Raw genomic sequence first — 22,936 nt, 5'->3', positions numbered from 1 at the left:
CGCGTGGCCGGGTCGCGGCTGCCGCGACCTCGTACCGCACCGTGTCCCGGACCGTACCGTCCGCAACGGAGGAGGCATCGGAACCGTGAGCCACCACGTGTCCCGGCTCGGTCAGCGGCGCGGCGGACGCTCCGCCCTCCCGCACCAGTCCAGGCCCCCGCTGCTGCGCCTGACCGGCCCGCGCCGGGCCCGCCGGGTGGCGATGCTCAGCGTCCACACCTCTCCGCTGCACCAGCCGGGCACCGGCGACGCGGGCGGCATGAACGTCTACATCGTCGAACTGGCGCGGCAGCTCGCAGCGCAGGGCACCGAGATCGAGATCTTCACCCGCGCCACGACCGGCACCCTGGCCCCCACCGTCGAGCTGGCCCCCGGCGTCCTCGTGCGGCACATCGACGCGGGCCCCTACGAGGGCCTCTCCAAGGAAGAACTGCCCGCGCAACTGTGCGCCTTCACGCACGGAGTGATGCAGGTGTGGGCCGGCCACCGGCCCGGCTACTACGACCTGGTGCACTCCCACTACTGGCTGTCCGGGCACGTCGGCTGGCTGGCCGCCCAGCGCTGGGGCGTCCCGCTGGTGCACGCCATGCACACCATGGCCAAGGTCAAGAACGCCGCCCTCGCCGACGGCGACACCCCCGAACCGCCCGCCCGCGTCATCGGCGAGACGCAGATCGTGCGCGCCGCCGACCGGCTGGTCGCCAACACCGACGAGGAGGCGGGCGACCTCGTCCACCACTACGAGGCACCCCGCGACCGCACCGCCGTCGTCCACCCCGGCGTCAACCTCGACCGCTTCCGGCCCGCGGACGGCCGCGCCGCCGCCCGGGCCCGGCTCGGCCTGCCCCAGGACGCGCTGATCCCGCTCTTCGCCGGCCGCATCCAGCCGCTCAAGGCCCCGGACGTGCTGCTGCGCGCGGTGGCCCGGCTGGTGGACGAGGACCCCTCGCTGCGCCGCCGGATGGTGGTGCCCGTGGTGGGCGGGCCCAGCGGCAGCGGCCTCGCCAAGCCGGAAGGGTTGCAGAAGCTCGCCGCCCGGCTGGGCATAGCCGACCTGGTCGCCTTCCGCCCCCCGGTCGGCCAGGAACAGCTCGCCGACTGGTACCGGGCCGCTTCCGTGCTGGTCATGCCGTCCTACAGCGAGTCCTTCGGCCTGGTCGCCGTCGAGGCCCAGGCGTGCGGCACCCCCGTGGTGGCCGCCGCCGTCGGCGGGCTCCCGGTCGCCGTGCGGGACGGCGTCAGCGGCTACCTGGTCGCCGGACACGACCCCGCCGAGTACGCCCGCGCCCTGCGCCGCTTCGCCGACGACCCGCACCTCCCGGACCGGCTCGGCACCGCCGCCGCCCGGCACGCGCAGGGCTTCGGCTGGGCCGCCGCCGCCGGGTCCACCGCCGAGGTGTACGCCGCCGCGTTGCAGGAGCGGCGCCGTCGCCTACGATCGCCGCATGGGTGACGTTGCTGCCGCGGCACGTGCGGCGATCGAGCGGACACTGAACGACGCCGAGCTGGAGTGGGAGAGCCCGGCGGAGGGCACGTACGTCGTCACCCTCCCGGGTACCCGGAAGTTGCAGACCACCTGCTCACTGGCGGTCGGCGCGCACTCCCTCTCGGTCAACGCCTTCGTCGTCCGCAACCCGGACGAGAACCACGCCGCCGTGCACCGCTGGCTCCTGGAGCGCAACACCAAGCTGTACGGCGTCGGTTACGCGATCGACGGGCACGGCGACATCTACCTCGTCGGACGGCTGCCGCTGGCCTCCGTCACCGGCGAGGAGGTCGACCGCCTGCTCGGCAGCGTCCTGGAGAACGCCGACGGCTCCTTCAACACCCTGCTGGAGATGGGCTTCGCCGACGCCATCCGCAAGGAGTACGCCTGGCGCACCGCGCGCGGCGAGTCCACCCGGAACCTGGACGCGTTCACGCACCTGACCGGCCACGAGGGCTGAGCGCGCGCCGCGTCGCGCCGCACCTGCGCCGCAGTCGGTGCGCGGCCGCTCAGGCGGGACCGGCCGGTCCGGCTGCCGGCCGGTCGATGCGGTAGATGACGTGGCGGCGGTCGTCGGCCGGATTGTCCGGGGTCAGCTCGCCCTCCGCGACCCGATGCAGCCCCGCCTTCTCCAGGGCCCGCCAGGACGGCCGGTTGGCGGCGTGTACCGGGATCACGGCACAGGTGGCGTCCGGGTGGTCCGTCCACGCCCGGGCGAGAGCGGAACGGATCAGCTCGGGGCCGAGGCCGCGACCGGTCAGTCCTGGCTCCCCGATCAGGTAGTCGAGGGTCAGCGCTCGCTCGGGCACCTCGGTGACCGTCGCCAACTCGGCCCGGCAGTCCGGATAGTCGGCCAGGAAGCACCGCTGCACCAGCCCCAGCGGCCTGCCGTCGAGCAGGACCAGCCAGTCCTCGGACGGCTCCTCACCGCGGGCCGCGGGCCCGAAATCCCGCGCCACCGCCTCCGGCGAGGTCTCGTGGTGCCACCAGCGGGCCACATGCGGCTGCGCCAACCAGGCCCGCAGCAGCGGAAAGTCGCTTTCGTCGAGACGCCGCCGGCTCAGCACCCGGCCAGCCTACGCCGGAACCCCCGGGCCGGCCTCGGCCACCGGGCTCCGGTCGGGCGGTGGACGGCCAGCATGGCACCGCGGCAGTGGATCGCGACCCTGGCCGCGGCGAAGAGCGCGCCTTGCAGTGCGGGGCCGCCAACAGCAACGTCAGGCCGGCCGCTGGCCAGGACGGTGGCGTCGGGTGCTTCCTCCTCCAGGTCGGTGGCCATCAAGACCTGCTCGAAGGCCACGCCCGCCAAGGCGCCGCCCCCGGCCCCCGGCAGCATGCCGACGGATCGCAGGCGAACTCGACCGCGTTCCGCCCTGCTTCCGCCGGGTGTGCCGCAGGAACAGGGCCACGGCGACCAGCGCCGCGCCACCGGTGACCGGCAGGGCCGTGCCGCCGCGGGTGGTCTCCCCTGCGTGCCGCGCTCTCGCCTTCAGCTCGGCGGCCTTCCGCTGTCCGTGGTGCTTGATGTCCGCGCGGGCCGCCAGCGCCTCGACGGTCTCGCCGAGTTCCCGGCGGGTCTCCTCCACCTGGGCCCGCAGCTCCGCCGGGCTCGGTGCGGAACCGTGACTGTGGGGGCTCTGCGTCATCGGTGCGACCTCTCCTTCACCTCGGCAACATCCGCCTTCAGGCTCCGTACGGTCCCCTCGGGTTTCACCGGCGTCGCCTTGCCGAGCTGGCCCTTGCCGAGCACGGCCAGCGTCCCAGCGACGACCGCCAGCGCGGCGGTCACCACCAGGGCCGCGAGCCACAGCGGCAGCACCAGGTCGAGGGCGACGATGACGGTGGCCGCGAGGGCCTGGAGGGCGACGAAGCCCAGCACCCCCGCTCCGCCGAACATGCCGCCGCCGAGGCCGAAGCGCTTGCCCTTCTGCCGCATCTCGGCCTGCGCCAGTTGCAGTTCCTGCCGCATCAGCTGGGAGATCTGCTCCGACGCGTGCTGTACCAGCCTGCCGACCGACTCCTCGCCGACCGCGTCCTCACGCGGCGGGGATTCGGGTGTCCGGGGCGGGGCCTCGTGGCTCCGGGGCGGGGCCTCATGCGTCGTCGTCATGGTGCGCACCAGCCTTTCGCTGCTCGGCGTCCGGTGCCGGGTCACTCTCCCCCCGGCGGTACCCCGGCCTTCCCGGCCTATGCGGTAGCGCTCCGTGACCGAATACCGGGTTTGCCGGGTGCGTCGGTCACGGAGTGTGCCCGGATCCGCAGATGAATACTCGGATCGGCGGATGAGTACGAGGACGGATGGTCGCGCCCCCGCATGGTCCGTACGTTCCCTCATATGGAACCGAACAGCACTGCGAAGACCGCGCCCCGGGACGCCGACTCCGCCGACTCCACGGCCGCCGGGCCCGCCGCGGAGCGCCCGCGTCCGCGTACCGCAGCCGAGTGGTCGGGGCTGGTACTCCTGGCCGCCGCAGTCCTGATCTTCGGCGCCATGGTGTTCGTCCTCGGTCCGCTGCTGGCCATCGCCTGCTCGGATTGCCAGGACGGCGTCCGCGGCCCGCTCCGGTTCGGCACCGCGCTGATGGTCACGGACCACGTCGGAGTGCCGCTGACGACACTGGGCACGCTGGTCGCCATGTTCGCGGTCCGGCGGGGTGCCCAGGCGGGCGGCATCGGCCTGGGCATACTCCTGCTGCTCCTGCTGGTGCAGTGGGCGCTCGGTCAGGCCACGGTCTGAGCCGCGGGCGGGTGGTGGTGGCCCTGCGCCGACTGTGCCCCGATCGGTGGTCGGCCGAGTCGCCCCGCCCGGCCACCGACCGGCCACGCCTCAGATGATGGGGCTGGTGTAGACCCCGGTGTATGCCTGGCTGCCGATGAAGGGCTTGTTGACCGCCCACAGGTCGGCCCACTCGTACTCCGGCACGTTGAAGCTGCACTTCACCCAGCCGGCGGCCGCGCCACGGGCGTTGAAGCACTGGCGGTCCCAGTGCGACGGGAGCCTCGAATTGAGCGTGCCCGCGACCGAGTCGCCGTTGGCCTTGGTGTCCTTGACGTAGATCGCGTCCCCGTTCGCGACGAAGCACGCCTTCGCGCCGGACGTCGACACGCACGGGGCGCTCGACGGCGGTGCGCCGCTGGGGGTGCCGTTCGCGGCGGCTGCCGCGGTCGCCGTTCCGGCGGTGATGAGTAGCGCGGCGGGAACCGCCAGCAGCGCGCGCCCGAGTGTTCTCATGTGTGCTCCTGTTGCCTGTGTGACTCAAGTGACGTACCTGTGCGCATTATTGAACACCACGCGAGTGGCCGGGAGAGCCTCTTCGCCGCCCCGGCCGCTCACCAGGGCACGGGTGTTCCGTCCCAGGAGAAGAAGCCGCCGGTGGGGCCGTCGTCCGGCAGCAGGGCCAGGTGGAGGGCGCCCTGCGCGGCCTCGGCCGGATCGCCGCCGGCAGCGGCGGCCTGCGGATTGAGGTCGGTCGCGCGCAGGCCGGGGGCAAGCGCGTTGACCTTGAAGCCGTCCTCGGCCAGCGTCTGTGCGTACAGGACGGTGAGGGCGTTGAGGGCCGCCTTGGACGACCGGTAGGCGGCGGCGCCGCCGGTGCCCGGGGCGAACTGCGGATTGGGTGAGGTGCTCCAGGTCAGCGACGCGGTGCCGCTGGAGACGTTGACGATGCGCGGATGCGGGGACCGGCGCAGCGCGGGCAGGAAGGCGTTGGTCACCGCCGCCACACCGAACACATTGGTCTCGAATGTGCGCCGGTACTCCTCGATGCCGCATTCGGCCGGCGGGGCGAGGGACGGCGAGATGCCGGCGTTGTTGACCAGTACGTCCAGACGGTCCAGCCGAGCCGCTGCCCGTTCGATGCCGTCCGGATCCGTCACGTCGAGGACCAGCGGGCGGGCCCCGGTGCCGAGCTCCGCCACGGCCCGCTTCCCGCGCGCGGGATCACGGGAGCCCACGTACACGGTGAACCCCTCGGCGGCGAGCAGCCGGGCGATATCCTTGCCGATGCCCTTGTTGGCACCGGTGACCAGAGCTGTGCGTGCGTTCATGGCAACCATGCTTCTCCGGGCGTGAGTGCCCTGCCAGGGACAGCCTGTACCAGGCAGCGGGAGGAGGCGGCATGGCCCGGCAGGAACTCGCCCACTATCTGCGGGACCGTCGGGCTGCCCTGCAGCCGGACGAGATCGGCCTGGCGACAGCCGGTACCGACCGCCGCACACCGGGTCTGCGCCGCGAAGAGGTGGCGGAACTCGCCCACATGTCGGTCGACTACTACACGCGGCTGGAGCAGGCCCGCGGGCCGCGGCCGTCGGCCCGGATCCTGGACGCGCTGGCCCGCGCGCTGCGGCTCGCACCGGCCGAGCGCAGCCATCTGTTCCGGCTGGCCGGCTCGACCGCGCCGCCCCCCGGCGCCGGCGCGGTGCGGCAGGTGCGACCGCACGTGGCCCGGATGCTGGAGCGGCTGCCGGAGACCGGCGCCGTCGTCACCGACGCGGCGTACGACGTCGTCACCTGGAACCCGCTGGCCCGGACACTGCTCGGCGCCGACCACGGGGGCGGGAGGCCGAACCTGGCCCGCCGCCGCTTCCTCGGTGGGGGACCGGCGTACGAGAGCACCAGCACCGAGGAGTTCGGACACATCGTGGTGGCCCGGCTTCGCCGGGCCGCGGACCGCTATCCGCACGACCCGCAACTGGCCTCGCTGCTGGCCGAACTCCAGGCCGGGAGTGCGGAGTTCCGGCAGATCTGGGAGACGCGACCGGTCCACGCCCCCGGGCACCGCACCAAGACCCTGGACCATCCGGAGTCCGGTGCGCTGCGGTTGAACTGCGACGTCCTGCTCGTACCCGAGGACGACCAGGAGGTCGTCCTGATGACGGCCGACCCCGGATCACCCGACGCGCGCACCCTGCGCAGCCTGGCCGCCCGGGCGACCTGACCCGGACGCGGCGCACGGGCACGGCAGGAGCGGCGTGGCCGGGTGCCGCGCGAGGGGCCCGGTCCTCGTCTTCGGCGCTCACGCTGGTGCGGGCAGGTCCCAGCGGGTGCCGTCGGGGATGTGCCAGGCGTAGGCGCTTCCGTCCGCTTCGCGGGCGTACCCGAACCGGTCCTGGGAGGGGCGGCCGGCCTCGTTCCACCACTGCCAGGCCGCTTCGACCTGCTGCCACAGGTCCTGGGCCCCGCCGTGGGTGACGGTGGTGGGGCCGTCGGCGAGGGGTGCGCGAGCCCAGGAGCCGTCGGGGTGCTGGAGCTGGAGCGCCATGGCACCGGCTTCGTCGATGTGGTGGACGAGTTGGGCGCCGGGCAGGTGGAAGGCGAGGAGCAGGCCGAGAGGGTAGTCGGCCCGGATGTCGGCCGCGGTGACCGTTGTCGGGCGGGTGTCGGCGGTCGGTGCCCGGTCGGGCCACTGGGGTGCCGGGTAGCTGGTCGCGTCCGTGCGGGCGGCCATGAAGCGTCCGCAGGTCGCAGTGAAATGCCCGACGGCCCGGCGGCTGCCGTCGACGCGGAGCGTGACAAGTCCGCCCTCGATACCGAGATTGAGGTCGGTGAGCACGAGTGTGCCGGGTTTGCTGTGGTCGAGCCATGCGTCGGGGACGGCCGGCACGGAACAGGTGGCGATGATCCGGTCGAACGTGCCACCGGCAGGGTGTCCGTGCGAGCCGTCGCCGACCGCGAGCTGCGGAACGAACCCGGCGTCGGCGAGGCGCTGCCGGGCCGTCCCGACCAGGGCCGGGTCGATGTCCATGGAGTGCACGAGGTGTTCGCCGATCCGGTGGCTGAGCAACGCCGCGTTGTAGCCGGTGCCGGTACCGATCTCCAGCACACGGTGTCCGTCCTCGACGGCCAGGTCTTCGAGCATGCGGGCCATCAGACTCGGCAGGGTGCTGGAGGAGGTGGGAATGCCGGTCCATGCCGTCTCGTCGACCTGTTCGGCGGTGGTCGGGTCGAGCGCGGTCACGAGGGTCTGGTCGCGGTACACGGCGGCGAGGTCGGCGTCCGTGCCGGTGGCCTGCCGCTCACGCCAGACGGTGATCCCGCGCGCGTCGGCCTCCTGCTCGTACCAGCGGGGCACGAACAGATGCCGGGGAACGTCGGCGAAGGCGTCGACCCAGGGGCGGGTGCGGATCGCGCCCGCTGCGGTGAGCTGGTCGGCGAGGGCCCTCATATGCGGGCGTGCGCGGTCCGGGGGGCCGCAGTAAGAGGTGGGGCCCGTCCTGCCCCATGACACGGCCGAGGCGGCCCGTGCGTCGGTCGATGACGTAAACGCCGATGCGGTAGGTCTGTGCGGCCATAGATCGTGGCTCCAGTCAGGTGCCTGCCTGCTGAGAGCAGGCAGCATCGCTGTGCACACCGTTGCGGTCTGGGTGCACTCCGTTACGCAACAGCGTGCTCCTCAACTAGCCATCCATGCAAGAGAATCAACTCGATCGTGCAAAATTGCATATACCTGCCCGAGGGGCTCGGCCCGGGGTAGCGTCAGCGAACACCGCACGGGCAGACTGAATACCCGACCTGGGAGGGGAGCGAATGAGCGCGCCAACGGTGCGACGCCGACGACTCGGCGCGAAGCTTCGCGAGTACCGCGAGGCGCGCGAATGGACTCTCGACGATGTCGCCGAACGCAGCGACGGCCGATTCAACGCTGCCAAGTTGAGCCGCATCGAGACAGCGCGCACAGCCGCACGCCCCGACGATGTAAGAGCGCTGCTCGACCTGTACGAGGTGTCCGACCCCGACGTGTGCGCCGCACTTCTGACACTCACACGAGAGGGTGCACGCCGCGGCTGGTGGCACTCGTACCGAGGCGTCCTCACGCCCGTTTACGAGGATCTGATCAGCCTCGAAGCGGAAGCCGAATCGGTGTCGTCCTGGCAACTGGGCCTGATTCCCGGCCTGCTCCAGACAGCCGAGTACGCCCGCGAGATCATCCGTGCGACGGCCATGTCCGAAGCGGTCGAGGCCGGTGTCGACGCGTTGGTCGAGGTGCGCCTTGCACGTCAGGCGGTACTCACGCGCGAGGACCCGCTCACGTTGTGGGCGATCATCGCCGAGCAGGCCCTACGCTCGACATCCGAGAGCGAAGGTGTGATGGATGAGCAGTTGGGGCGGCTGCTGTCGATGGGGCGGCGTCCGAACGTCAACATTCAGGTGTTGCGGTCAGACGCTCCGCTGCACGTCGGACAGACGGGCACATTCACCATCCTCGGATTCGGTCCGCATGCAAACCTCGATGTCGTTCACACTGAAGGGCTGACGTCGGCCTTGTACGTCGAGGAGCGGGACAAGGTCGCCACGCACCGTGATGCCTGGCAACGCCTCACGTCCGCTGCCGAGTCGGTCGAGGCATCGGCGGAATTGATCACACAGATAAGGAAGAACAAATGAGCCATGTTGACGACGCGTCGACTCTTCCCGTGTCGTGGTGGAAGTCCTCGGCGTCTGCGGCGCAGTCGGACTGTGTGGAGGTCGGCAACGTCGATGACCGCTCGGTCGCGGTGCGGGACAGCAAGAATCCGACAGGGCCCGCGCTGCTGCTGACCCGCGGGCAGCTCTCCGCGTTCGCTTCCGCGGTCGCCGACGGTCAGCTCGACCGGTAGGTCAACGACAGATGGCCCCCGCCCTGGCTGAGCCGGGGCGGGGGCGTTTCAGTAAGGCAGCTCAGGCCGCGGTCCCGAAGCGCACTCAGACCGCGGGCTCCGGGGGTGCCGTCGGCGCCTCCGCAGAGGCGGGTTGGTCCGGGGATGCGGCCTCCGCGGAAGTCGGCGCCTCCGCGGACGCGGCCTCCGCGGGGGAGTGCACCGGCTCCGGGGCGGGGTGGGCCCGCATGCTGCGGAGCAGCAGCGCGTAGCCGAGGGCGGCGAGGGTGCCCACTGCGGCGCTGGCGGCCCACAGGGTGTCGGCGCCGAAATGGTCGATGACGGCGCCGCCCAGCAGGGGTGCGCCGAGGGAGGCGACGGACCAGGAGAGGGCGTAGACGCCCTGGTAGCGGCCTCGGCCGTGGGTGGGCGAGAGCTGGACGACCAGGCCCATCTGGGTGGGGGCGTTGATCATCTCGCCGAGGGTCCAGACGGCGACGGCGAGGGCGTAGAAGGCGGCGGACGCGGCGAACGCGTTCAGCCCGAAGCCGTATCCGGTCAGCAGCGCGGAGACGATCAGCAGTTTGGCCGGGTCGCGGTGCTGGATGAAGCGGGTGAGGGGGAGTTGGAGGAGCACTATCAGGACGCCGTTGAGGGCGATGACGGTGCCGAAGTCGGTGCTGGTGAGCCCCTGTTCGCCCATGGAGATGGGGAGGGAGACGAACGCCTGCTGGATGAGGGTGGCCAGCAGCAGGTTGAGCGCGACGACGACCATGAAGCGCCGGTCGCGCAGCACCGTCCACAGTGAGACGTCGCTGCTGCCGTCGGGCCGGGAGTCCGGCACCGCCTCGGTAGCGGTGTCGGGGGCGGGCGTCGGGGAGTCGGCCGCGGCGGGCCGGGACTCGGCCAGCTTCCGGAACGTGATCAGCGCGGTGGCCAGCACCATGGCCGCCTCGCCGAAGAACAGCAGCTGGTAGCTGTACTGGGCGATGAGTCCGGCGCTGGTGGAGGAGACGGCGAAGCCGAGGTTGATGGCCCAATAGTTCAACGAGAAGGCGCGAACACGGTCCTCGGGGCGGACGATGTCGGCGATCATCGCCTGCACGGCCGGCCGGGAGGCGTTGGTGGACATCCCCACGAGCGCGGCGAGGAGCGCGATCGCCACCGGGTGCGTGACCAGGCCGAGTGAGGCGACGGAGACGGCCGTCGCCAACTGGCCGGCCAGCAGCGTCGGGCGCCGCCCGATGCGGTCGGTCAGCACCCCGGCGCCGAGCGAGGAGACGACTCCGCCCAGGCCGAAGAGAGCGCCGACGAGACCGGCGTACGAGGCGGAGTAGCCGCGGTCCAGGGTCAGGTACAGCGCCAGGAACGTCGCCACGAAGGCGCCGAGCCGGTTGACGAGGGTGCTCGTCCACAGCCACCAGAACTGGCGGGGCAACCCCCCGACGCTCTCGGCGGCAGCCCGCCGCACCTTGCCGAACGACACGTTCCCGGCCATGACCGCTCCCCCTGTGTGCCCGCACCCGCCGCGACAGACGTATACGGCGAAAGACGTAAGCGGCTGAACCGCGTCGGGCACGTTACCCAGGGCGCTCATGGCGCCGCCAGCGAATTGACGGCTGGGGAGTGCTGGCAGAAGACCGTTGCGGTCGTCGCTGTGCTCTCGCCCGCTCAGGCGTGGGAGCAGGCTGCGGTCAACCTGCGTGCTGCCGCCGAGCTGCTGGGTGAGGGGGCTCGCGGCAGGGAGCGGGTGATGTCGCGGCGCTGGGCGATCTGGTGGTCACCGCCGCGGCGGTGGCACCGGAGTGGGTCCGAGCGGAGATGGCCCGTGCGGCGTCCGAGTTCGAGCGCGCGTCACGGGCTCCGGGTTCCAGGAAGCTGGAGGGCGAGGCGCAGCAGTTGTACCGGCAGTCCAGCCAGACGTTGCCGGCGGCAGCAGCGTCCGTGGGCCGGAACGACACAGCGGCGATGCTGGGCTTTCTGCTGGCCCTCGTGGAGTCGATCTCGGCATCGCAGAAGTGGCATCAGGCGCAGCAGTACCGGAGCCAGGCCGAGGCTGCGGGACGGGCTGGACGTCTGGTCCGGGCGGCGGTGGATGTCACGGCCGGGACGCTGAGCGCGCGTGAGCACTCCCAGGGTCCCGAGAGCCGACAGCGGAAGAGCCCAGCCCCGGCTGGCGCGCGCGGGAAGACGGCGCCGTCCGCCGCGCCGCACGAGCAGGGGCTGGCCGCGATCGGGCGGCTGCAGCCGTGCGTGCGGCCGTGCCCGAGCACGCCGAGGCGGTGTTGGCCGACCCGGCGTGGCCGGCGTTGCGTGCGCAGCTCGCCGAAGTCAGCCGGAGGGGGGATGCAGCGGCAGCACTGTCCGCGGTGGCCGGGCAGCGTGAACTCACGTCTGCGGAATCGGTCGCCGAAGTGCTTAGCTAGCGCCTGACCGGTTGGGCCCGGGCGGGTGGTGCACGGTCGGCCAGCATGGGCACGCCGTCTGCAGGCCGGGCCTGGGCGCCGGGGGTACGACGAATCCTGCGTCCCGGATGCCCGGAGCACACGGGAGCAGAGGGCCCAGGCGGGCCCGCTGATCGAGGAGGGGAAGCGGATCGTGGCGATGCCACAGCAGGGTGAAGAGTTCGCCGAGGCTGTCGGGGAAGCGGTGCAGACCGCCACCATGGCGTTCAAGCTGATGACGGCCATCGCGGATGCTGTGCGCCGTAAGGCGGAGCAGCGCAGGGACAGCAAGGGGAGACCGCTTCCGCCCAAAGACAAGGCAGTCTCCGACGCAGCCGGAGACCTGCGTGGGGTTCTTCCAGAGGACCTGCTGAAGGCAGTGACGAGTGATGGTGACTGGCCGCGGATGGCTCAGCAACTCACGGCGCTGCGGGCCGCCGGCGTCGACATGGAGAGCTTCCTTCCCAAACTGGGCGAGACTGCCGTGCAGGTGCGGGACTCGATCGCGAGGAATGCTCAGCGCATCAACAGCCAGGGCAATGACGAGTGGGCCGATCTGCTGCGGGAGACGATGCCGCAGGGCCTCGTCCGGGAGGCTATCCTCTCCTCACCGTCATGGCCGGAGATTGCAGGGCAGATGGCCGATCTGCAGCGGCTTGATGTGGATGTGCGCGGCATCCTGACGGCGGCTCATGACGAAGGGCTGGGCGTCGACCAGGCGGTGGCCCGGGTGACGGGCCAAGGGCAGGAGCGGCAGCCGGTGAGCCGTGATGCCCTGCAGTCGTTCGGGCCGCTGACAGTGGGGCTGAAGATGCCGGACTCTCTCGACCTCGACGACCGTGAGAAGGCGCTGGACCAGTTGGGTGTTAGCCGGGGGGAGAACGAGCGGTTCATGCGATCGGTGCGCGAGGCGCTGCCGGGCCAGGAGCGGCTGGCGGACGCGCTGGTGACACACCGGCGATGGCCGGTGCTGGCTGCGCAGATGGCGCGGGTGGAGGCCGCCGAGCCCGGAAGTGTCGATCGGCGTCTGGCAGGTATGGCGCAGGACACGGTCCATGCCAAGGGGACCGCGGCGATGGCGGGCAAACACATGCTGGAGCGCGCCACCTGGCGCGTGACGGAGGAGGAGCCGACCAGAGCGCACAGCCCACGGGTTTCGCCCGCGGCCGCCAGGGCGGAGTCCCCGTCGGTAGGCCCTACCCCATCGGCGCGCAAGAAGGCGACGGCGCCGAGTGATCCAGCGGCGGCCGCGCACCGGGAGCGAGCGCGCACCCAAGGGACTGGTCGAAGCCGGTGAGCAGTCCGGGGCCAGGCCCGCGAACGGCCGGGCCCCGGCTGCGGGGCTCAGGGGCGGGTGGCGCCCTGGTAGTCGCCACTGGGCATGGCGTTCTTGAGCGGGGCGACTTGGACGTCCTTGCCGGTCCTGGGGGCGTGGAGGACTTTCCCGTCCCCGGCGTAGATCGCCACGTGGTAGATGCCGCTGGGGGTGCTGCCGTTGCTCCAGAAGAGCAGGTCGCCTTGCTTGAGGTTGCCTCTGGCGACGGGGTGGTCGGAGGTCGCACGGTATTGGGCGGCTGCGGTTCGGGGGAGTTTCCGCTTGGGCCAGTAGGCATACTGCACCAGGCTGGAGCAGTCGAAGCCGACGGTCTTCGATGCGGAGCAGCGGCCGTTGAGGTAGCCGTTGGTGCTGTCGCAGAAGCCCTTGCTGGGGCCGCCGGCGTCGCCGCCGCCCCAGGAGTAGGGGGTGCCGATCTGCGCGGAGGCTTTGCGCAGGGCGTCGGCGCGTACGCCGCTTCCACGGACCGTCAGCCCGGAGCCCTTGGAGAGCGTTCCGAACTTCTTCATGGATTTGAGGATAATCTTCACGTAGTTGCGGGTCTCCTGGAACGGAGGGATCCCCTTGTGCTTCTCGACCGCGAACCAGCCCGCGTTGTATCCGGCCAGGGCGAGCCCGCGCACGTCGCCCGCGAAGCCGGAGGACTTCGCCTGTCCGAGGAGTGAGCACATCATCGCGCCCTGGGCCATGACGGCGTCGCCGACCTCGAAGACGTCGACGTCTCCGTTGTGGTTGTAGTCGCGCCCCCAGGTGGCCCAGGTGCTCGGGATGAACTGCGCCGGGCCTTGGGCCCCGGCGCCGGAGACGGTGGTGCGTGCGGTGGAGAAGCCGGACTCCTGCTTTACCTGTGCGGCCAGCAGCGCGGGGGTGAGTTCCTTGTGCTCGCACTCCTCGGAGGCATTCATCAGCCAGCGGCGGAACTCATCGGGAACGCCGGTCAGGGACTGCGCGGATGCGTCGTCCTCGCCTGCGAAGGCCGCGGCGATCAGTCCGAGCAGGGTCAAGACGATGGCCACGATTGTGGCTATCCCTATGACGATGTACTTCACGCATGCCCCCCCAGGCTTCTACGCGTTTGAACAGCTACCTTCGCCTGCACTTGTTCGCGCGAGGCGGCTTGCGCGCTCTTCCAGCGGCTGAGCGTCAGTTCGTACGCCCGGGGCCCACTGGGGTGCGCCCCTCACGCCTCCCAGGCCGCGTTCGACGCGCGAGATCATCTGGCGGGAGATCCCTAACGCTTAACGCTGGGCCATCTCCGCTTGTCCGAGCCCGAGTCGGAGCCGTGCTTGGGCAAGGGTCAGAATGTTCCCGGACGTGGTCAGGGATCCGCGGACAGGCGCAGCGCTCGCGCCCACGCAGTCTCGAAGAGGGCCACACCGCACTCCTGTCACTTCAAAGCACGCTACTCAACTTGCAACGCTTGAGGCACGCTACCCTCTGTAGTTCGTTTAGACCAAGATCGTAGTGTGAGACCGCAGCAGAGGGGGACAGCGCGGTGATCGACCATCAGACGGCGCCGAGCACCGACTACGAACAGCACGCCGCAGGGCTGAGGTTCGCGCTCCTGCCCGTTCGTGGGGAGAGCATCGCGGTGGCCACTGTCGCCTGCATGCTCGACGACGGCAGCGGGGTGGCCAGCCGCATTCTGGCTCCGGAGGAGCAGGTCCCCTACGGGGCGCAGCCCGTGCTGGTCGCGGAGACGAGCGTGTACGCGGCGATCTGGGCCGAGCAGCTCCTGTTCTCCTGGCCGATGCAGTTGCCGCGGCCGTGGCTGGTGCTGGTCGCCGACGTGCCCGCCCGGGCCCCGGCAGCCGTCCGCTTCCGCGTCCGGGCCCTGCAACAGCGCGTGGCCGGCACGGCGTGGATCCGGTATCTGCCCAGTCTGCGGTCGGCCGAGGGCCCCGTGGATGCGATGAGGAACAAGGACGTACAGCGTGCGGCAGCCAAGCTGCGCCGCCACATGGGAGGGAAATGATGAAGAGTCTGATGCTGCTGGCCGATGGAGTGATCCCGAAGACGAAGCCCACCGAGATCCCCGGGGTTTCGGGGACGGTCTCGGAGCTGGCCGGGTACGGACTGTGGCTGCTGGTGCTGGCGGGGGCGGGCGGTGTGGGGTTCGGGGTCTTCAAGCTCGCCACGGCCGACAAGAGCCGGCACGGCGGCGGCAGCGAGCCGTTCAAGTGGATGGGCGGCGGGATCGCCGCTGTCCTGCTGGCCGGGTCGCTGATCACCATCATCAACGGCATCGCAAGCTGAGCAGGGAGTCGGCATGAGGACAGAGCGGCTGAACAGGGGCCTGCTGTGGGGGGCGGGCATCGCGGCGGTGGTGCTGGTGGCACTGACGCTGGGTGCGTTCCTCACCGGCGATGACGGCGGCGGGGAGAAGGACAAGGAGAGCAAGGGCGGCGGCAAGTCTCCGAGTGCTTCGGCCAGCCCCGACCCCACCTACACGACTCCTGAAGACTGGACCGAGCCCAAGCGGTGGATCACGCTGCCGCCCGGCAAGGAGAAGGACAGCCGGGGCAACCCTGTGAAGTTCCCGCACACAACCGAGGGCGCACTGGCCGTGATCCTGGAGGCCACCTCCGCTTCGGTGGAGGGCGAGCGCAGCCTGGCCGACGAGCAACTCGATGACTTCCGCTCCTACGAGGTGCGGGACGAGCAGACCCCCGCGAATCTCCGCAAGGTGAAGGAGCACGCCGCCCAGACGGATCAGAAGATGCGAGCCTCCCTCGACCTGGCGGACGGCGAGCCCCTGCCGTCGGGGGTGTGGTTCCGCAGCCACCCGGTCGGATTCAAGGTCGTCTCGGAGTCCAAGAGCGAGGTGGTGGTCTGGGTGACCTCCCGGGTTACCCGCAAGGGTGGAGAGACGGAGGAGGAACAGTCCTCGCGGGCGCGCGCGCTGTCCGCGGTCGAATGGGAGGACGGCGACTGGAAGGTGTCGGCGGCCGCCATCAACCGGGCCGCCCAAGACGACCCGGCCAAGCCGGAGATCGCGGCACCCGGTGACGCCCTCTTCAACGAGGAGGGGTGGACCGCCATCCGGGAAGCCTCATGATCAGGCGGTTCAGCAGTCTGCTGCTCGTCATCATCGCGGCGCTGGGGCTGGTGGCCGTCTCCCCCTCCTCGGCGGCCGCAGCACAGTCCTCGGCCACCGCCGCGGCGCCCGCAGCCCGGGCCGACAAGGACGACGGCTGGTTCAACAAAGGGGTCGACTACACCTGCGCAATCGGGGCCGGTGCCGTCGTTTCCCTCGTGAGTGACAAGTGCGACAAGGCGGGGGACAAGGCTGAGAAAAAGGTCAAGGATGCCTGGCAGGGTGTGTGGGACTCCACTGTGGGTGAGCTCATCCGAGCGGGCCGCGACGCTGCGAAGTGGGGGATCAAGCACACGCTGACGTTGGCCTTCGACGGACCGTCGCTCGATCTGGAGAAGACGGGTCTGTTCGCGGAGGACGCCACGCTGGCGGGCATGATGGTGTGGCTGGGGTGGGTCATCGCCGCGTTCGGGCTGATGTGGCAGCTCGGGAAGATGGCCGTGACCGGTCAGATGAAGTACGCGGGCCAGGCGCTTGCCGGTTGGGTGCAGAACGCCTTGATCACCGGCGCGGGGTTCACTGTGATCGCGTTGCTGCTCAAGCTGGGCGACAAGATCGCCAGCGGGCTGCTGGACAATGTGTTCGGCGACGGCGGATTGGCCTACGAAACGATCGTCGCTGTGCTGGTGCCCACGTCGCTGAAGAATCCCGCGCTGGTCATCAGCGTGGTCGTGGTGCTGCTACTGGTGGGGTTCGTCCAGATGGTGCTGATCTTCCTGCGTATCTCGGCCATCCCGATCCAGTGCATGCTGCTGCCGATCGCGGGGGCCGGACGCGTAGGTGGTGAGACCACACGGAAGTGGGCCCCGCGCCTGATCACCTCGATCCTCATGGTGATCGCCTACAAGCCGATGCTGGCTGTCATCGTCTGCGTCGGCTTCGAGGAGTTCGGCCATGCCGAAGGTCTCACCGGATGGCTGCGTGGAGTCGCCACCCTCATTCTTGGCATCCTGGCTCCCGGGCCCCTGATGCGGCTCTTCGCCCCCTTCGGTGCCGAGGTCGGTGCCGGACTGTCGGCGGGCGGCGCCCTGGGCGCAGCCTCGGCAGCCGCCTCGAAGATCGGCGGCGGCAACGACGGCCCGGACGATGGCCCGCCCCCGTCTGGCGGTGATCCGACGCCTCCGAGCGCCCCGGACCACGCCAACTACGTGAACCGGACCATGCCTCCGCAGCGGGACGGCAGCACGCAGGAGCCGGACGGCGACGAACGGCAGGGAGAGGCACAGCAGCAGGCCACCCGCAATCAGCGCGGTCCGGACGCGGGCCGCGGCGGCGGCGACGGCCTGGGCGGTGATGGCCTGGGCGGCGGGGGTGGCGACGGGCTGGGCGGCGGCGCTACCACCGAGGCGGGAGGCGGCGCCAAGACCGGTGCGGCCACCAAGGGCGGTGGTGCCGCTGCGGGTACTGCGGGGGTGGTTCTCGCGGTCTACGACGGGGTCAACGATGCCGTCCAGAAGGGCGCCGGGGAGATGGGAGACGGGGGGAACCAGCAGTGACCACGCACGAGGTGCCCGACACGCTGCGGGTGGAAGGCTTCCGCACCCGCCGCAGCTACGGGTTTCTGAACCTCTCCAAGGGCGCCACCATGCTCGGCGCCAGCGTTCTGGCGGCCGAGGGGATCATCGCCACCCAGTACCCGGCATCGCTGTTCGTCACCCTGCCGGTGACGCTGCTGGTGCTGGGGCTGGCCGCGGCCCGGCGCCACGGGATGCCCGCGCTGTCCTATTACTGGGCCAAGTACGCGTGGTCGCGGGCGCACCGCTCGGATGCGACGTCCTACCGTCGGGTGCTGCTGCCCCATCCCTATGCGCTGGATCTGCCAGGCGTCGGGGCGTCGAGCACGCTGATCAAGGCGCACGATCCTGCCAGCAGCAAGGTGGTCGGCGTGGTGCACGACCGCGCCACCGGCTACATGACCATCTCGACGCTGCTGGCGCCCGGTGGGAGCCTCATGGCGCCCACCGGCGCGGTGAGCGGCAACATCCGCACTTGGAGCAGCGTCCTGGACGCCATGGCAACCGACGAGCAGATCAAGGCCGCGTCGGTCACCATCCAGATCACTCCCGGCGCCGGCGAGGCGCTGGGGGACGATGTGAAGCGGCGCAAGCAGGCGGATGCCCCGAAGCTGGCGCGGGAGACGATCGAGGAGCTGGTGCGCACGACTCCGCGTGCCACCGCGTCGGTGGCGCCGTGGATGAGCGTGATCGTCGATCCGAACGCGACGGCGAACCCGCCGCAGGACCTGGCTGAGCAGGTCGGCGAAGCGCTGCGGGTGGCGGACTCGCTGGATCTGAGCGGCACCGGTACGGACGTCTACCGCCGGGCCACGGACGTGGACGTGCGCCGCCTGGTGCGTTCGGCCTACGATCCGTCCTCCTTCCACGCCCGCGAGGAGGAGTTCGCAGACCTTCAGTGGAGCGAGTGCGGGCCCCAGGCGGCCGACGACGGATGGGAGGAGTACGCGCACGACGGCGGGATCTCCCTCTCGTGGGTGCTCCGGGAGATGCCGCGACGTCCGATCCCCTACAGCGTGCTGCTGCCCCTGCTGAGCCCCGGCTACTTCCAGCGGCGCATCACGCTCTCCTACCGGGTCCTGGACCCGCACGAGGGCGAGATGGTGCTGGAGCGGGAGATCAGCAACGCCGAGAACCGGGCGCACGCCACAGCACAGGTCAAGGGACGCGCGAAGTGGACGCAGCGGGCCGACTACCAGCGGGCGGAGAAGGCCGCCGCCCAGGCGGCCGGAGGTGCGCAGGTCGTGGACTGGACGCTGATGGTGACCGTGACCGCGCTGCGTGCCCAGGATCTGCCCGCGGCGCGGCAGGAGATCGAACGGGCCATCAAGGCCACCCGCGGTATCCGCATGCGTCCTGCCTACGGTGCGCAGGCGGCGGTCTTCGCCGCCGGTCTGCCGCTGGGCTACACGCCACTGGTCAAGTAGAAGCTAGAGGGGGGATGGCAGGTGGCACGCAAGAAGCCGCCGGAGGTGACCGTCGCGCGGCGGATGGCACCCAAAGCGCAGGATGCGCTGACACCGGCTCAGCGGCGCGCGCAGCGCCAGGAGGAAGGGCGCAAGCGCCGCCTGTATGCGGGGCGGCTGGGCTGGGGCGGCCGCTTCAGCGGCCGCGCCCCGGTCGAGGACGGAGGGACCGTCTATACCGGGCCGTCCACCCAGGGCGGGGGCGTCTACCCGTTCCTGCTGGGGGCGGGGCTTCCCCCGCGCGGTGTTCCGGTGGGCCGGGACGTTTTGACGGGCGAACTGGTGTGCATCGACCCGTCGGGCTGGACGGGGAAGCTGACCACCAACCCGGGCGTGTGGGTGATGTCCCAGCCCGGTGCGGGCAAGAGTGCGCTGGTCAAACGCATCTGCCTGGTGTATGCGGCCTACGGCTACATGTGCGTGGTGCCGGGCGACGTCAAGGGCGAGTACGCGGACATGGTGCGCGAGCTGGGCGGCAGCGTCGTGCGCATCGGCGACGGCGGCGGGCGCCTCAACCCGCTCGACTCCGGACCGCTCAAGGCCCACGTGCACACTCTCAGCCCGACCGAACGCACCGGGCTGCTGGACGTGCTCAACGGACGGCGGATGGAGACGCTGGGGGCCCTGCTGGCCACCAAGCAGGGCCTGGGCCGCGCCCCGGACGAGATCGAGCGCTCCGCGCTGAACACCGCGGTGCAACTGGCTTCCGACGCCAAGCCGGGGGACGACCCGATCATCCCGGACGTCATCACGGTGATGCGGCAGGCCCCCCAGGAGCTGCGGGACAAGCTCGCCGCCGAGGGCGACGCCTTCCGCAACCTGACCCGCTCGGTCATCGCCGGGCTCGACAACCTGGTCTCCGGCCCGCTCAAGGGCCTCTTCGACGGCCCGACCACCGCACCCCTGGACCTGAACGTGCCCGCGGTCTCGGTGGACATCTCCGGGCTGCGGGCCCGCGGCAACGACGTCATCTCCGCCGGCATGATTGCCACCTGGGCGTACGCCTACTCCAGCATCGACAGCGCCCGCAGCATCGGGCTGATGTCCCGCAAGCTCGTGCTGCCCATGGACGAGATGTGGCGGGCCCTGCGCTCCGGCCCCGGCCTGGTCGATGCCATGGACGGCATCAGCCGCCTCAACCGCACCACCGACGATGTGACCATCTACGTCACCCACTCGCTGCTGGACTCCGAGTCCCTGCCCACCGAGGAGGACCGGGCCAAGGCCCGCGGCCTGATGGACAGATGCGACACCTGGGTACTGGGCGCCTCCACGGCCGAAGAACTCGTGCGGGTGACCGGCAAGCGGTCGCTGACCGAGCAGGAACGCATGATGATCACCTCTTGGTCGTCGGCCACCAGCACCGGGCTGGACACCAGCGACCAGGTCCATCCCGGACGCGGCAAGTATCTGATCAAGATCGGCACCCGGCCGGGCATTGCCGCCGCCACCGAGCTGACCGACACCGAGCGGCGCCTCTACTACACCGACCCGACCGATCCGGCGACTGAGGGAGCCTGAGCGCGATGATGACGGAGAACGACCGGGCCTGGCTCTTCGGCGGCATCGTCTTCGGCGGAGTGGTGGTCCTGTCTGCGTCCACCTGGGCGGGCGCGGCTGCCGGCGCCGCCGTCACCGGGGAACCGGTGGCCCCGGCCTCTGTGGTGACGGTCTTCGACATGGCGCGAGACTGGTCGGCCGTCTGGCCCGAGTCGCCCACTGCCTCCCTGGCGGGTGCGGCCCTCCTCGACGTCCTGGTGCTGGCCGCCGCGGTATGGACCCTGCGGCTGTGCTGGCGCTGGTTCCGCAACCCCTCGCACATGGCGACTCTGCGGCAGGTGCGCGACCTCGCACCCAAGAGCGCCGCCCGCACGGCCACCCGCCTGCGGGCCTCCCTCAAGGTGACCGAACCCAAGCACCTCAAGCCCGCGGACCGCGGAGTGCTCCTCGGCGACCACCTGCCCTCCAAGGTGGAACTGCGCGGCTCGGACGAGGACACCTACGTCGCGCTGATGGCACCGCGCGCGGGCAAGTCGACCGCACTGGCCATCCCCGTCGCGGAGGAAGCCCCGGCCGCGCTGCTGCTGACCTCCAACAAGCCCGACGTGTACGCCGCGACACTCGCCTCCCGCCGTCGGATGGGCACCGCCTGGGTACTCGATACCCAAGGGGTCGCCCAGACCGAGCGCGGCATGTGGTGGGACATGATCGCCCAGGCCGAGACCATCGAGGGCGCCGAACGGCTCGCCAGCCACTTCGTCGCCCAGATCATGAGCGAGCAGGCCGACCCCTTCTGGCACCAGGCCGCACAGGACCTGCTGGTGGGACTCCTCCGCGCCGCCTACCACGACGGAGCCAGCGTGCGGGACGTACTGGGCTGGCTCGCCGACCCGCGCGAGAAGGCCCCGATGCGGATCCTCTACGACCACGAGCCGGTCCTGGCCGAGCAGGTCGAATCCAGCATCAACATCGCCGAGGAGACCCAGTCGGGCATCTACCAGAACGCCCGCACCGCCGTCTCCGCGCTGCGCGACGAGCGGGTCCTGGCCTGGGTGACCCCGGACAAGGACCGCCCCCGCTTCGACCCCGAGGAATTCGCCCTCGGTCGGGACACCCTCTACCTGCTGTCCAAGAAGGGCGGCCCCAGCTCGGCGGTCGTGGCCGCGCTGGCCGACGCCGTCTTCACCGCCGCGTCCGAAGCCGGCGAGCGCCACGGCGGCCGCCTTCCCGAACCCATGCGCGCTGTCCTCGACGAGGCCGCGAACATCTGCAAGATCGCCGACCTCCCCGACCTCTACAGCCACCTGGGCTCGCGCGGCATCACTCCCTTCACCATCCTCCAGTCCTACCGTCAAGGCGTGAAGGCGTGGGGCGAAGTCGGAATGGACGCCCTGTGGGGAGCCGCTACGAAGAAGGTCATCGGCGTCGGCCTGGACGACCCCAAATTCGTCTCTGACATCTCCACCCTCATCGGCAACCACGACATCTCCCGCGGCTCCTACTCCAAAGGCAAGGAGGGCTACTCCTACTCCGTCAACGAGCAGAAGGAGCAGATCCGGGAAGCCGCCGAGATCCGCGCCATGCCCAAGGGCACAGCCCTGCTGATGGCCACCGGCATGCCAGTCGCGCAGATCGCCCTGCGCCCGTGGTATGAGGAGAAGGCCATGTCCCACATCGGCGCCGGCATGGCAGCCGAGGAGAAGGCCATCACCGCACGCGCAATCGACGCCCACGAGGAGCGCAAGGAGGCCCGCCGTGCCCGATAGCTTCCCGGCAGCACCCGGGGCCGGTGGCGTTCCGCGGGAGCTCCTCGAAGACGTCGAAGACCTCAAAGCCCAGGTGCGGGCGCTCACCAGCCAGCTCCAGGTCCGTCAGGCACCACCGACGCAGGAGAGCCCCGCGCCCGGCGCCGACCAGGACGAGCAGGACGGACCGGCGGGAGAGGAAGAGGGCTGGCAGTACCCGCCGTTCCTCTTCCTCCTCGACGGCCCCCAGTACGACGACGAACTGCGCGCGCTGATCGAGTGGGTGGAGAGCGTCCTGGTCCCCGGCTACCTGGCCGAGCCCTCAGCCGATGCCCGCTGGTGCCACCTGTGGTTCGAGCACCCCGTCGCCCTCGCCCGCCTCCACGCCCTGTGGCTCGCCTGGCAGGAACTCACCGACCCCGCCACCTGCGGATACACCGGCCCCAGCACCTGGCACCGCGACCACTACGACCCCTGCATGAGGGAGTTGCGCGCCTCCACCGGCCCCTTTCAGGGCTGTACCAAAGGCGAGCACCGGATCGAGCACCGCATGCCCGGACCGGTGCCCAGCGCCTGGAACAGCCAGGAGACGTAGCCCGACAAGGCCGGGCACCCGCGTTGGGGAGGCGCCGCAGTGCGGGGATAGCGTAATGTGGTTGGTGACGGACGGATCTCCCGATGGCCGGTCTCTCACTCCCGGTTTCCGCTCGATCCCGCCGACACCGCCCCGCTCCTGAACGACAGGAGCGACGAGGCGAGTGCACCAGCCTCAC

Annotated in this window: 23 protein-coding genes; 15 read left to right on the top strand and 8 right to left on the bottom strand. The window is 70.9% G+C overall.

Annotation, left to right across the window (positions count from 1 at the left end):
* Window positions 1–85 precede the first annotated feature (85 nt).
* Both mshA and ACFYMO_RS28330 read left to right on the top strand, forming a co-directional pair.
* Entirely contained in the window at window positions 86–1,453 is a 1,368-nt protein-coding gene (mshA, locus tag ACFYMO_RS28335) for a D-inositol-3-phosphate glycosyltransferase (RefSeq protein ID WP_276476085.1), read from the top strand.
* Window positions 1,446–1,946 (top strand): YbjN domain-containing protein, encoded by a 501-nt coding sequence (locus ACFYMO_RS28330; RefSeq protein ID WP_388549948.1) that lies wholly within the window; start codon window positions 1,446–1,448, stop codon window positions 1,944–1,946. Before mshA ends, ACFYMO_RS28330 begins: the two co-directional genes overlap by 8 nt.
* Window positions 1,947–1,995: 49 nt before the next feature.
* Here the strand turns inward: ACFYMO_RS28330 and ACFYMO_RS28325 are convergent, their stop codons facing one another.
* From ACFYMO_RS28325 to ACFYMO_RS28315, 3 genes are all read right to left on the bottom strand, one after another.
* Window positions 1,996–2,553, bottom strand: a complete 558-nt coding sequence (locus tag ACFYMO_RS28325; RefSeq protein WP_388549945.1) for a GNAT family N-acetyltransferase — start codon at window positions 2,551–2,553, stop codon at window positions 1,996–1,998.
* Window positions 2,554–2,703: 150 nt separating this feature from the next.
* On the bottom strand, window positions 2,704–3,132 hold the full coding sequence (locus ACFYMO_RS28320; protein WP_360294989.1) for a DUF3618 domain-containing protein: 429 nt from the start codon (window positions 3,130–3,132) through the stop codon (window positions 2,704–2,706).
* Window positions 3,129–3,596, bottom strand: coding sequence for a phage holin family protein (locus ACFYMO_RS28315; RefSeq protein WP_388549942.1), 468 nt, complete (start codon window positions 3,594–3,596; stop codon window positions 3,129–3,131). The genes ACFYMO_RS28320 and ACFYMO_RS28315 overlap by 4 nt, the downstream gene beginning before the upstream one ends.
* A gap of 225 nt (window positions 3,597–3,821) precedes the next feature.
* Between ACFYMO_RS28315 and ACFYMO_RS28310 the strand changes: the two genes are divergently transcribed.
* Window positions 3,822–4,223 carry a hypothetical protein gene (locus ACFYMO_RS28310; protein WP_388549939.1) on the top strand — a complete coding sequence of 134 codons (402 nt, stop codon included), beginning with the start codon at window positions 3,822–3,824 and terminating at the stop codon, window positions 4,221–4,223.
* Window positions 4,224–4,313: 90 nt separating this feature from the next.
* Here the strand turns inward: ACFYMO_RS28310 and ACFYMO_RS28305 are convergent, their stop codons facing one another.
* Window positions 4,314–4,718 (bottom strand): hypothetical protein, encoded by a 405-nt coding sequence (locus ACFYMO_RS28305; RefSeq protein ID WP_276476079.1) that lies wholly within the window; start codon window positions 4,716–4,718, stop codon window positions 4,314–4,316.
* Window positions 4,719–4,816: 98 nt separating this feature from the next.
* Window positions 4,817–5,533: an SDR family oxidoreductase gene (locus ACFYMO_RS28300; protein ID WP_388549935.1), complete on the bottom strand. Its 717-nt coding sequence runs from the start codon at window positions 5,531–5,533 to the stop codon at window positions 4,817–4,819.
* Between the two features lie 71 nt (window positions 5,534–5,604).
* On the opposite strand from ACFYMO_RS28300, the gene ACFYMO_RS28295 reads away from it, so the two are divergent.
* On the top strand, window positions 5,605–6,423 hold the full coding sequence (locus ACFYMO_RS28295; RefSeq protein ID WP_388549932.1) for a helix-turn-helix transcriptional regulator: 819 nt from the start codon (window positions 5,605–5,607) through the stop codon (window positions 6,421–6,423).
* 78 nt (window positions 6,424–6,501) lie between these two features.
* Here ACFYMO_RS28295 and ACFYMO_RS28290 read toward each other — a convergent pair whose 3' ends face one another.
* Window positions 6,502–7,650 (bottom strand): methyltransferase domain-containing protein, encoded by a 1,149-nt coding sequence (locus tag ACFYMO_RS28290; RefSeq protein ID WP_388549929.1) that lies wholly within the window; start codon window positions 7,648–7,650, stop codon window positions 6,502–6,504.
* Window positions 7,651–8,012: 362 nt separating this feature from the next.
* On the opposite strand from ACFYMO_RS28290, the gene ACFYMO_RS28285 reads away from it, so the two are divergent.
* A complete protein-coding gene (locus ACFYMO_RS28285; RefSeq protein ID WP_388549926.1) occupies window positions 8,013–8,870 on the top strand; it encodes a helix-turn-helix domain-containing protein in 858 nt (285 codons plus the stop codon).
* Window positions 8,867–9,082: a DUF397 domain-containing protein gene (locus ACFYMO_RS28280; RefSeq protein ID WP_388549923.1), complete on the top strand. Its 216-nt coding sequence runs from the start codon at window positions 8,867–8,869 to the stop codon at window positions 9,080–9,082. Before ACFYMO_RS28285 ends, ACFYMO_RS28280 begins: the two co-directional genes overlap by 4 nt.
* A gap of 85 nt (window positions 9,083–9,167) precedes the next feature.
* Here ACFYMO_RS28280 and ACFYMO_RS28275 read toward each other — a convergent pair whose 3' ends face one another.
* On the bottom strand, window positions 9,168–10,559 hold the full coding sequence (locus tag ACFYMO_RS28275) for an MDR family MFS transporter (RefSeq protein ID WP_388549921.1): 1,392 nt from the start codon (window positions 10,557–10,559) through the stop codon (window positions 9,168–9,170).
* A gap of 1,100 nt (window positions 10,560–11,659) precedes the next feature.
* On the opposite strand from ACFYMO_RS28275, the gene ACFYMO_RS28270 reads away from it, so the two are divergent.
* On the top strand, window positions 11,660–12,802 hold the full coding sequence (locus ACFYMO_RS28270) for a hypothetical protein (RefSeq protein ID WP_388549918.1): 1,143 nt from the start codon (window positions 11,660–11,662) through the stop codon (window positions 12,800–12,802).
* Between the two features lie 47 nt (window positions 12,803–12,849).
* Here ACFYMO_RS28270 and ACFYMO_RS28265 read toward each other — a convergent pair whose 3' ends face one another.
* Window positions 12,850–13,857 (bottom strand): NlpC/P60 family protein, encoded by a 1,008-nt coding sequence (locus ACFYMO_RS28265; protein WP_388549915.1) that lies wholly within the window; start codon window positions 13,855–13,857, stop codon window positions 12,850–12,852.
* 479 nt (window positions 13,858–14,336) lie between these two features.
* On the opposite strand from ACFYMO_RS28265, the gene ACFYMO_RS28260 reads away from it, so the two are divergent.
* From ACFYMO_RS28260 to ACFYMO_RS28225, 8 genes are read left to right on the top strand one after another with little or no spacing between them, the layout of a single operon-like run.
* The gene (locus tag ACFYMO_RS28260; RefSeq protein WP_388549912.1) at window positions 14,337–14,816 is read left to right on the top strand and encodes a hypothetical protein; all 480 of its coding nucleotides are present in this window, start codon (window positions 14,337–14,339) and stop codon (window positions 14,814–14,816) included.
* Window positions 14,813–15,097, top strand: a complete 285-nt coding sequence (locus ACFYMO_RS28255) for a hypothetical protein (RefSeq protein WP_388549909.1) — start codon at window positions 14,813–14,815, stop codon at window positions 15,095–15,097. Before ACFYMO_RS28260 ends, ACFYMO_RS28255 begins: the two co-directional genes overlap by 4 nt.
* Before the next feature lie 13 nt (window positions 15,098–15,110).
* The gene (locus tag ACFYMO_RS28250; RefSeq protein ID WP_388549907.1) at window positions 15,111–15,899 is read left to right on the top strand and encodes a hypothetical protein; all 789 of its coding nucleotides are present in this window, start codon (window positions 15,111–15,113) and stop codon (window positions 15,897–15,899) included.
* On the top strand, window positions 15,896–17,434 hold the full coding sequence (locus ACFYMO_RS28245) for a hypothetical protein (protein WP_388549904.1): 1,539 nt from the start codon (window positions 15,896–15,898) through the stop codon (window positions 17,432–17,434). The genes ACFYMO_RS28250 and ACFYMO_RS28245 overlap by 4 nt, the downstream gene beginning before the upstream one ends.
* The gene (locus ACFYMO_RS28240) at window positions 17,431–18,879 is read left to right on the top strand and encodes an SCO6880 family protein (RefSeq protein ID WP_388549901.1); all 1,449 of its coding nucleotides are present in this window, start codon (window positions 17,431–17,433) and stop codon (window positions 18,877–18,879) included. Before ACFYMO_RS28245 ends, ACFYMO_RS28240 begins: the two co-directional genes overlap by 4 nt.
* Window positions 18,880–18,900: 21 nt before the next feature.
* Window positions 18,901–20,439, top strand: a complete 1,539-nt coding sequence (locus ACFYMO_RS28235) for an ATP-binding protein (protein WP_388549898.1) — start codon at window positions 18,901–18,903, stop codon at window positions 20,437–20,439.
* Window positions 20,440–20,444: 5 nt separating this feature from the next.
* A complete protein-coding gene (locus tag ACFYMO_RS28230) occupies window positions 20,445–22,184 on the top strand; it encodes a type IV secretory system conjugative DNA transfer family protein (protein ID WP_388549896.1) in 1,740 nt (579 codons plus the stop codon).
* Window positions 22,174–22,758, top strand: a complete 585-nt coding sequence (locus ACFYMO_RS28225; protein WP_388549893.1) for a DUF4913 domain-containing protein — start codon at window positions 22,174–22,176, stop codon at window positions 22,756–22,758. The genes ACFYMO_RS28230 and ACFYMO_RS28225 overlap by 11 nt, the downstream gene beginning before the upstream one ends.
* Window positions 22,759–22,936: the final 178 nt, after the last annotated feature.

Origin of the sequence: Streptomyces sp. NPDC007025 (assembly GCF_042869455.1) — a bacterium.
GTDB lineage: Bacteria > Actinomycetota > Actinomycetes > Streptomycetales > Streptomycetaceae > Streptomyces.
This window is presented reverse-complemented; position numbering and strand designations above follow the sequence as displayed.

Bases quoted from the DNA above. Each gene is read 5' to 3' on its own strand.
- ACFYMO_RS28330 (WP_388549948.1), top strand. From the start codon at position 1,446: ATGGGTGACGTTGCTGCCGCGGCACGTGCGGCGATCGAGCGGACACTG.
- ACFYMO_RS28320 (WP_360294989.1), bottom strand. From the start codon at position 3,132: ATGACGCAGAGCCCCCACAGTCACGGTTCCGCACCGAGCCCGGCGGAG.
- ACFYMO_RS28315 (WP_388549942.1), bottom strand. From the start codon at position 3,596: ATGACGACGACGCATGAGGCCCCGCCCCGGAGCCACGAGGCCCCGCCC.
- ACFYMO_RS28310 (WP_388549939.1), top strand. From the start codon at position 3,822: ATGGAACCGAACAGCACTGCGAAGACCGCGCCCCGGGACGCCGACTCC.
- ACFYMO_RS28305 (WP_276476079.1), bottom strand. From the start codon at position 4,718: ATGAGAACACTCGGGCGCGCGCTGCTGGCGGTTCCCGCCGCGCTACTC.
- ACFYMO_RS28300 (WP_388549935.1), bottom strand. From the start codon at position 5,533: ATGAACGCACGCACAGCTCTGGTCACCGGTGCCAACAAGGGCATCGGC.
- ACFYMO_RS28295 (WP_388549932.1), top strand. From the start codon at position 5,605: ATGGCCCGGCAGGAACTCGCCCACTATCTGCGGGACCGTCGGGCTGCC.
- ACFYMO_RS28290 (WP_388549929.1), bottom strand. From the start codon at position 7,650: ATGAGGGCCCTCGCCGACCAGCTCACCGCAGCGGGCGCGATCCGCACC.
- ACFYMO_RS28285 (WP_388549926.1), top strand. From the start codon at position 8,013: ATGAGCGCGCCAACGGTGCGACGCCGACGACTCGGCGCGAAGCTTCGC.
- ACFYMO_RS28280 (WP_388549923.1), top strand. From the start codon at position 8,867: ATGAGCCATGTTGACGACGCGTCGACTCTTCCCGTGTCGTGGTGGAAG.
- ACFYMO_RS28275 (WP_388549921.1), bottom strand. From the start codon at position 10,559: ATGGCCGGGAACGTGTCGTTCGGCAAGGTGCGGCGGGCTGCCGCCGAG.
- ACFYMO_RS28255 (WP_388549909.1), top strand. From the start codon at position 14,813: ATGATGAAGAGTCTGATGCTGCTGGCCGATGGAGTGATCCCGAAGACG.
- ACFYMO_RS28250 (WP_388549907.1), top strand. From the start codon at position 15,111: ATGAGGACAGAGCGGCTGAACAGGGGCCTGCTGTGGGGGGCGGGCATC.
- ACFYMO_RS28245 (WP_388549904.1), top strand. From the start codon at position 15,896: ATGATCAGGCGGTTCAGCAGTCTGCTGCTCGTCATCATCGCGGCGCTG.
- ACFYMO_RS28230 (WP_388549896.1), top strand. From the start codon at position 20,445: ATGATGACGGAGAACGACCGGGCCTGGCTCTTCGGCGGCATCGTCTTC.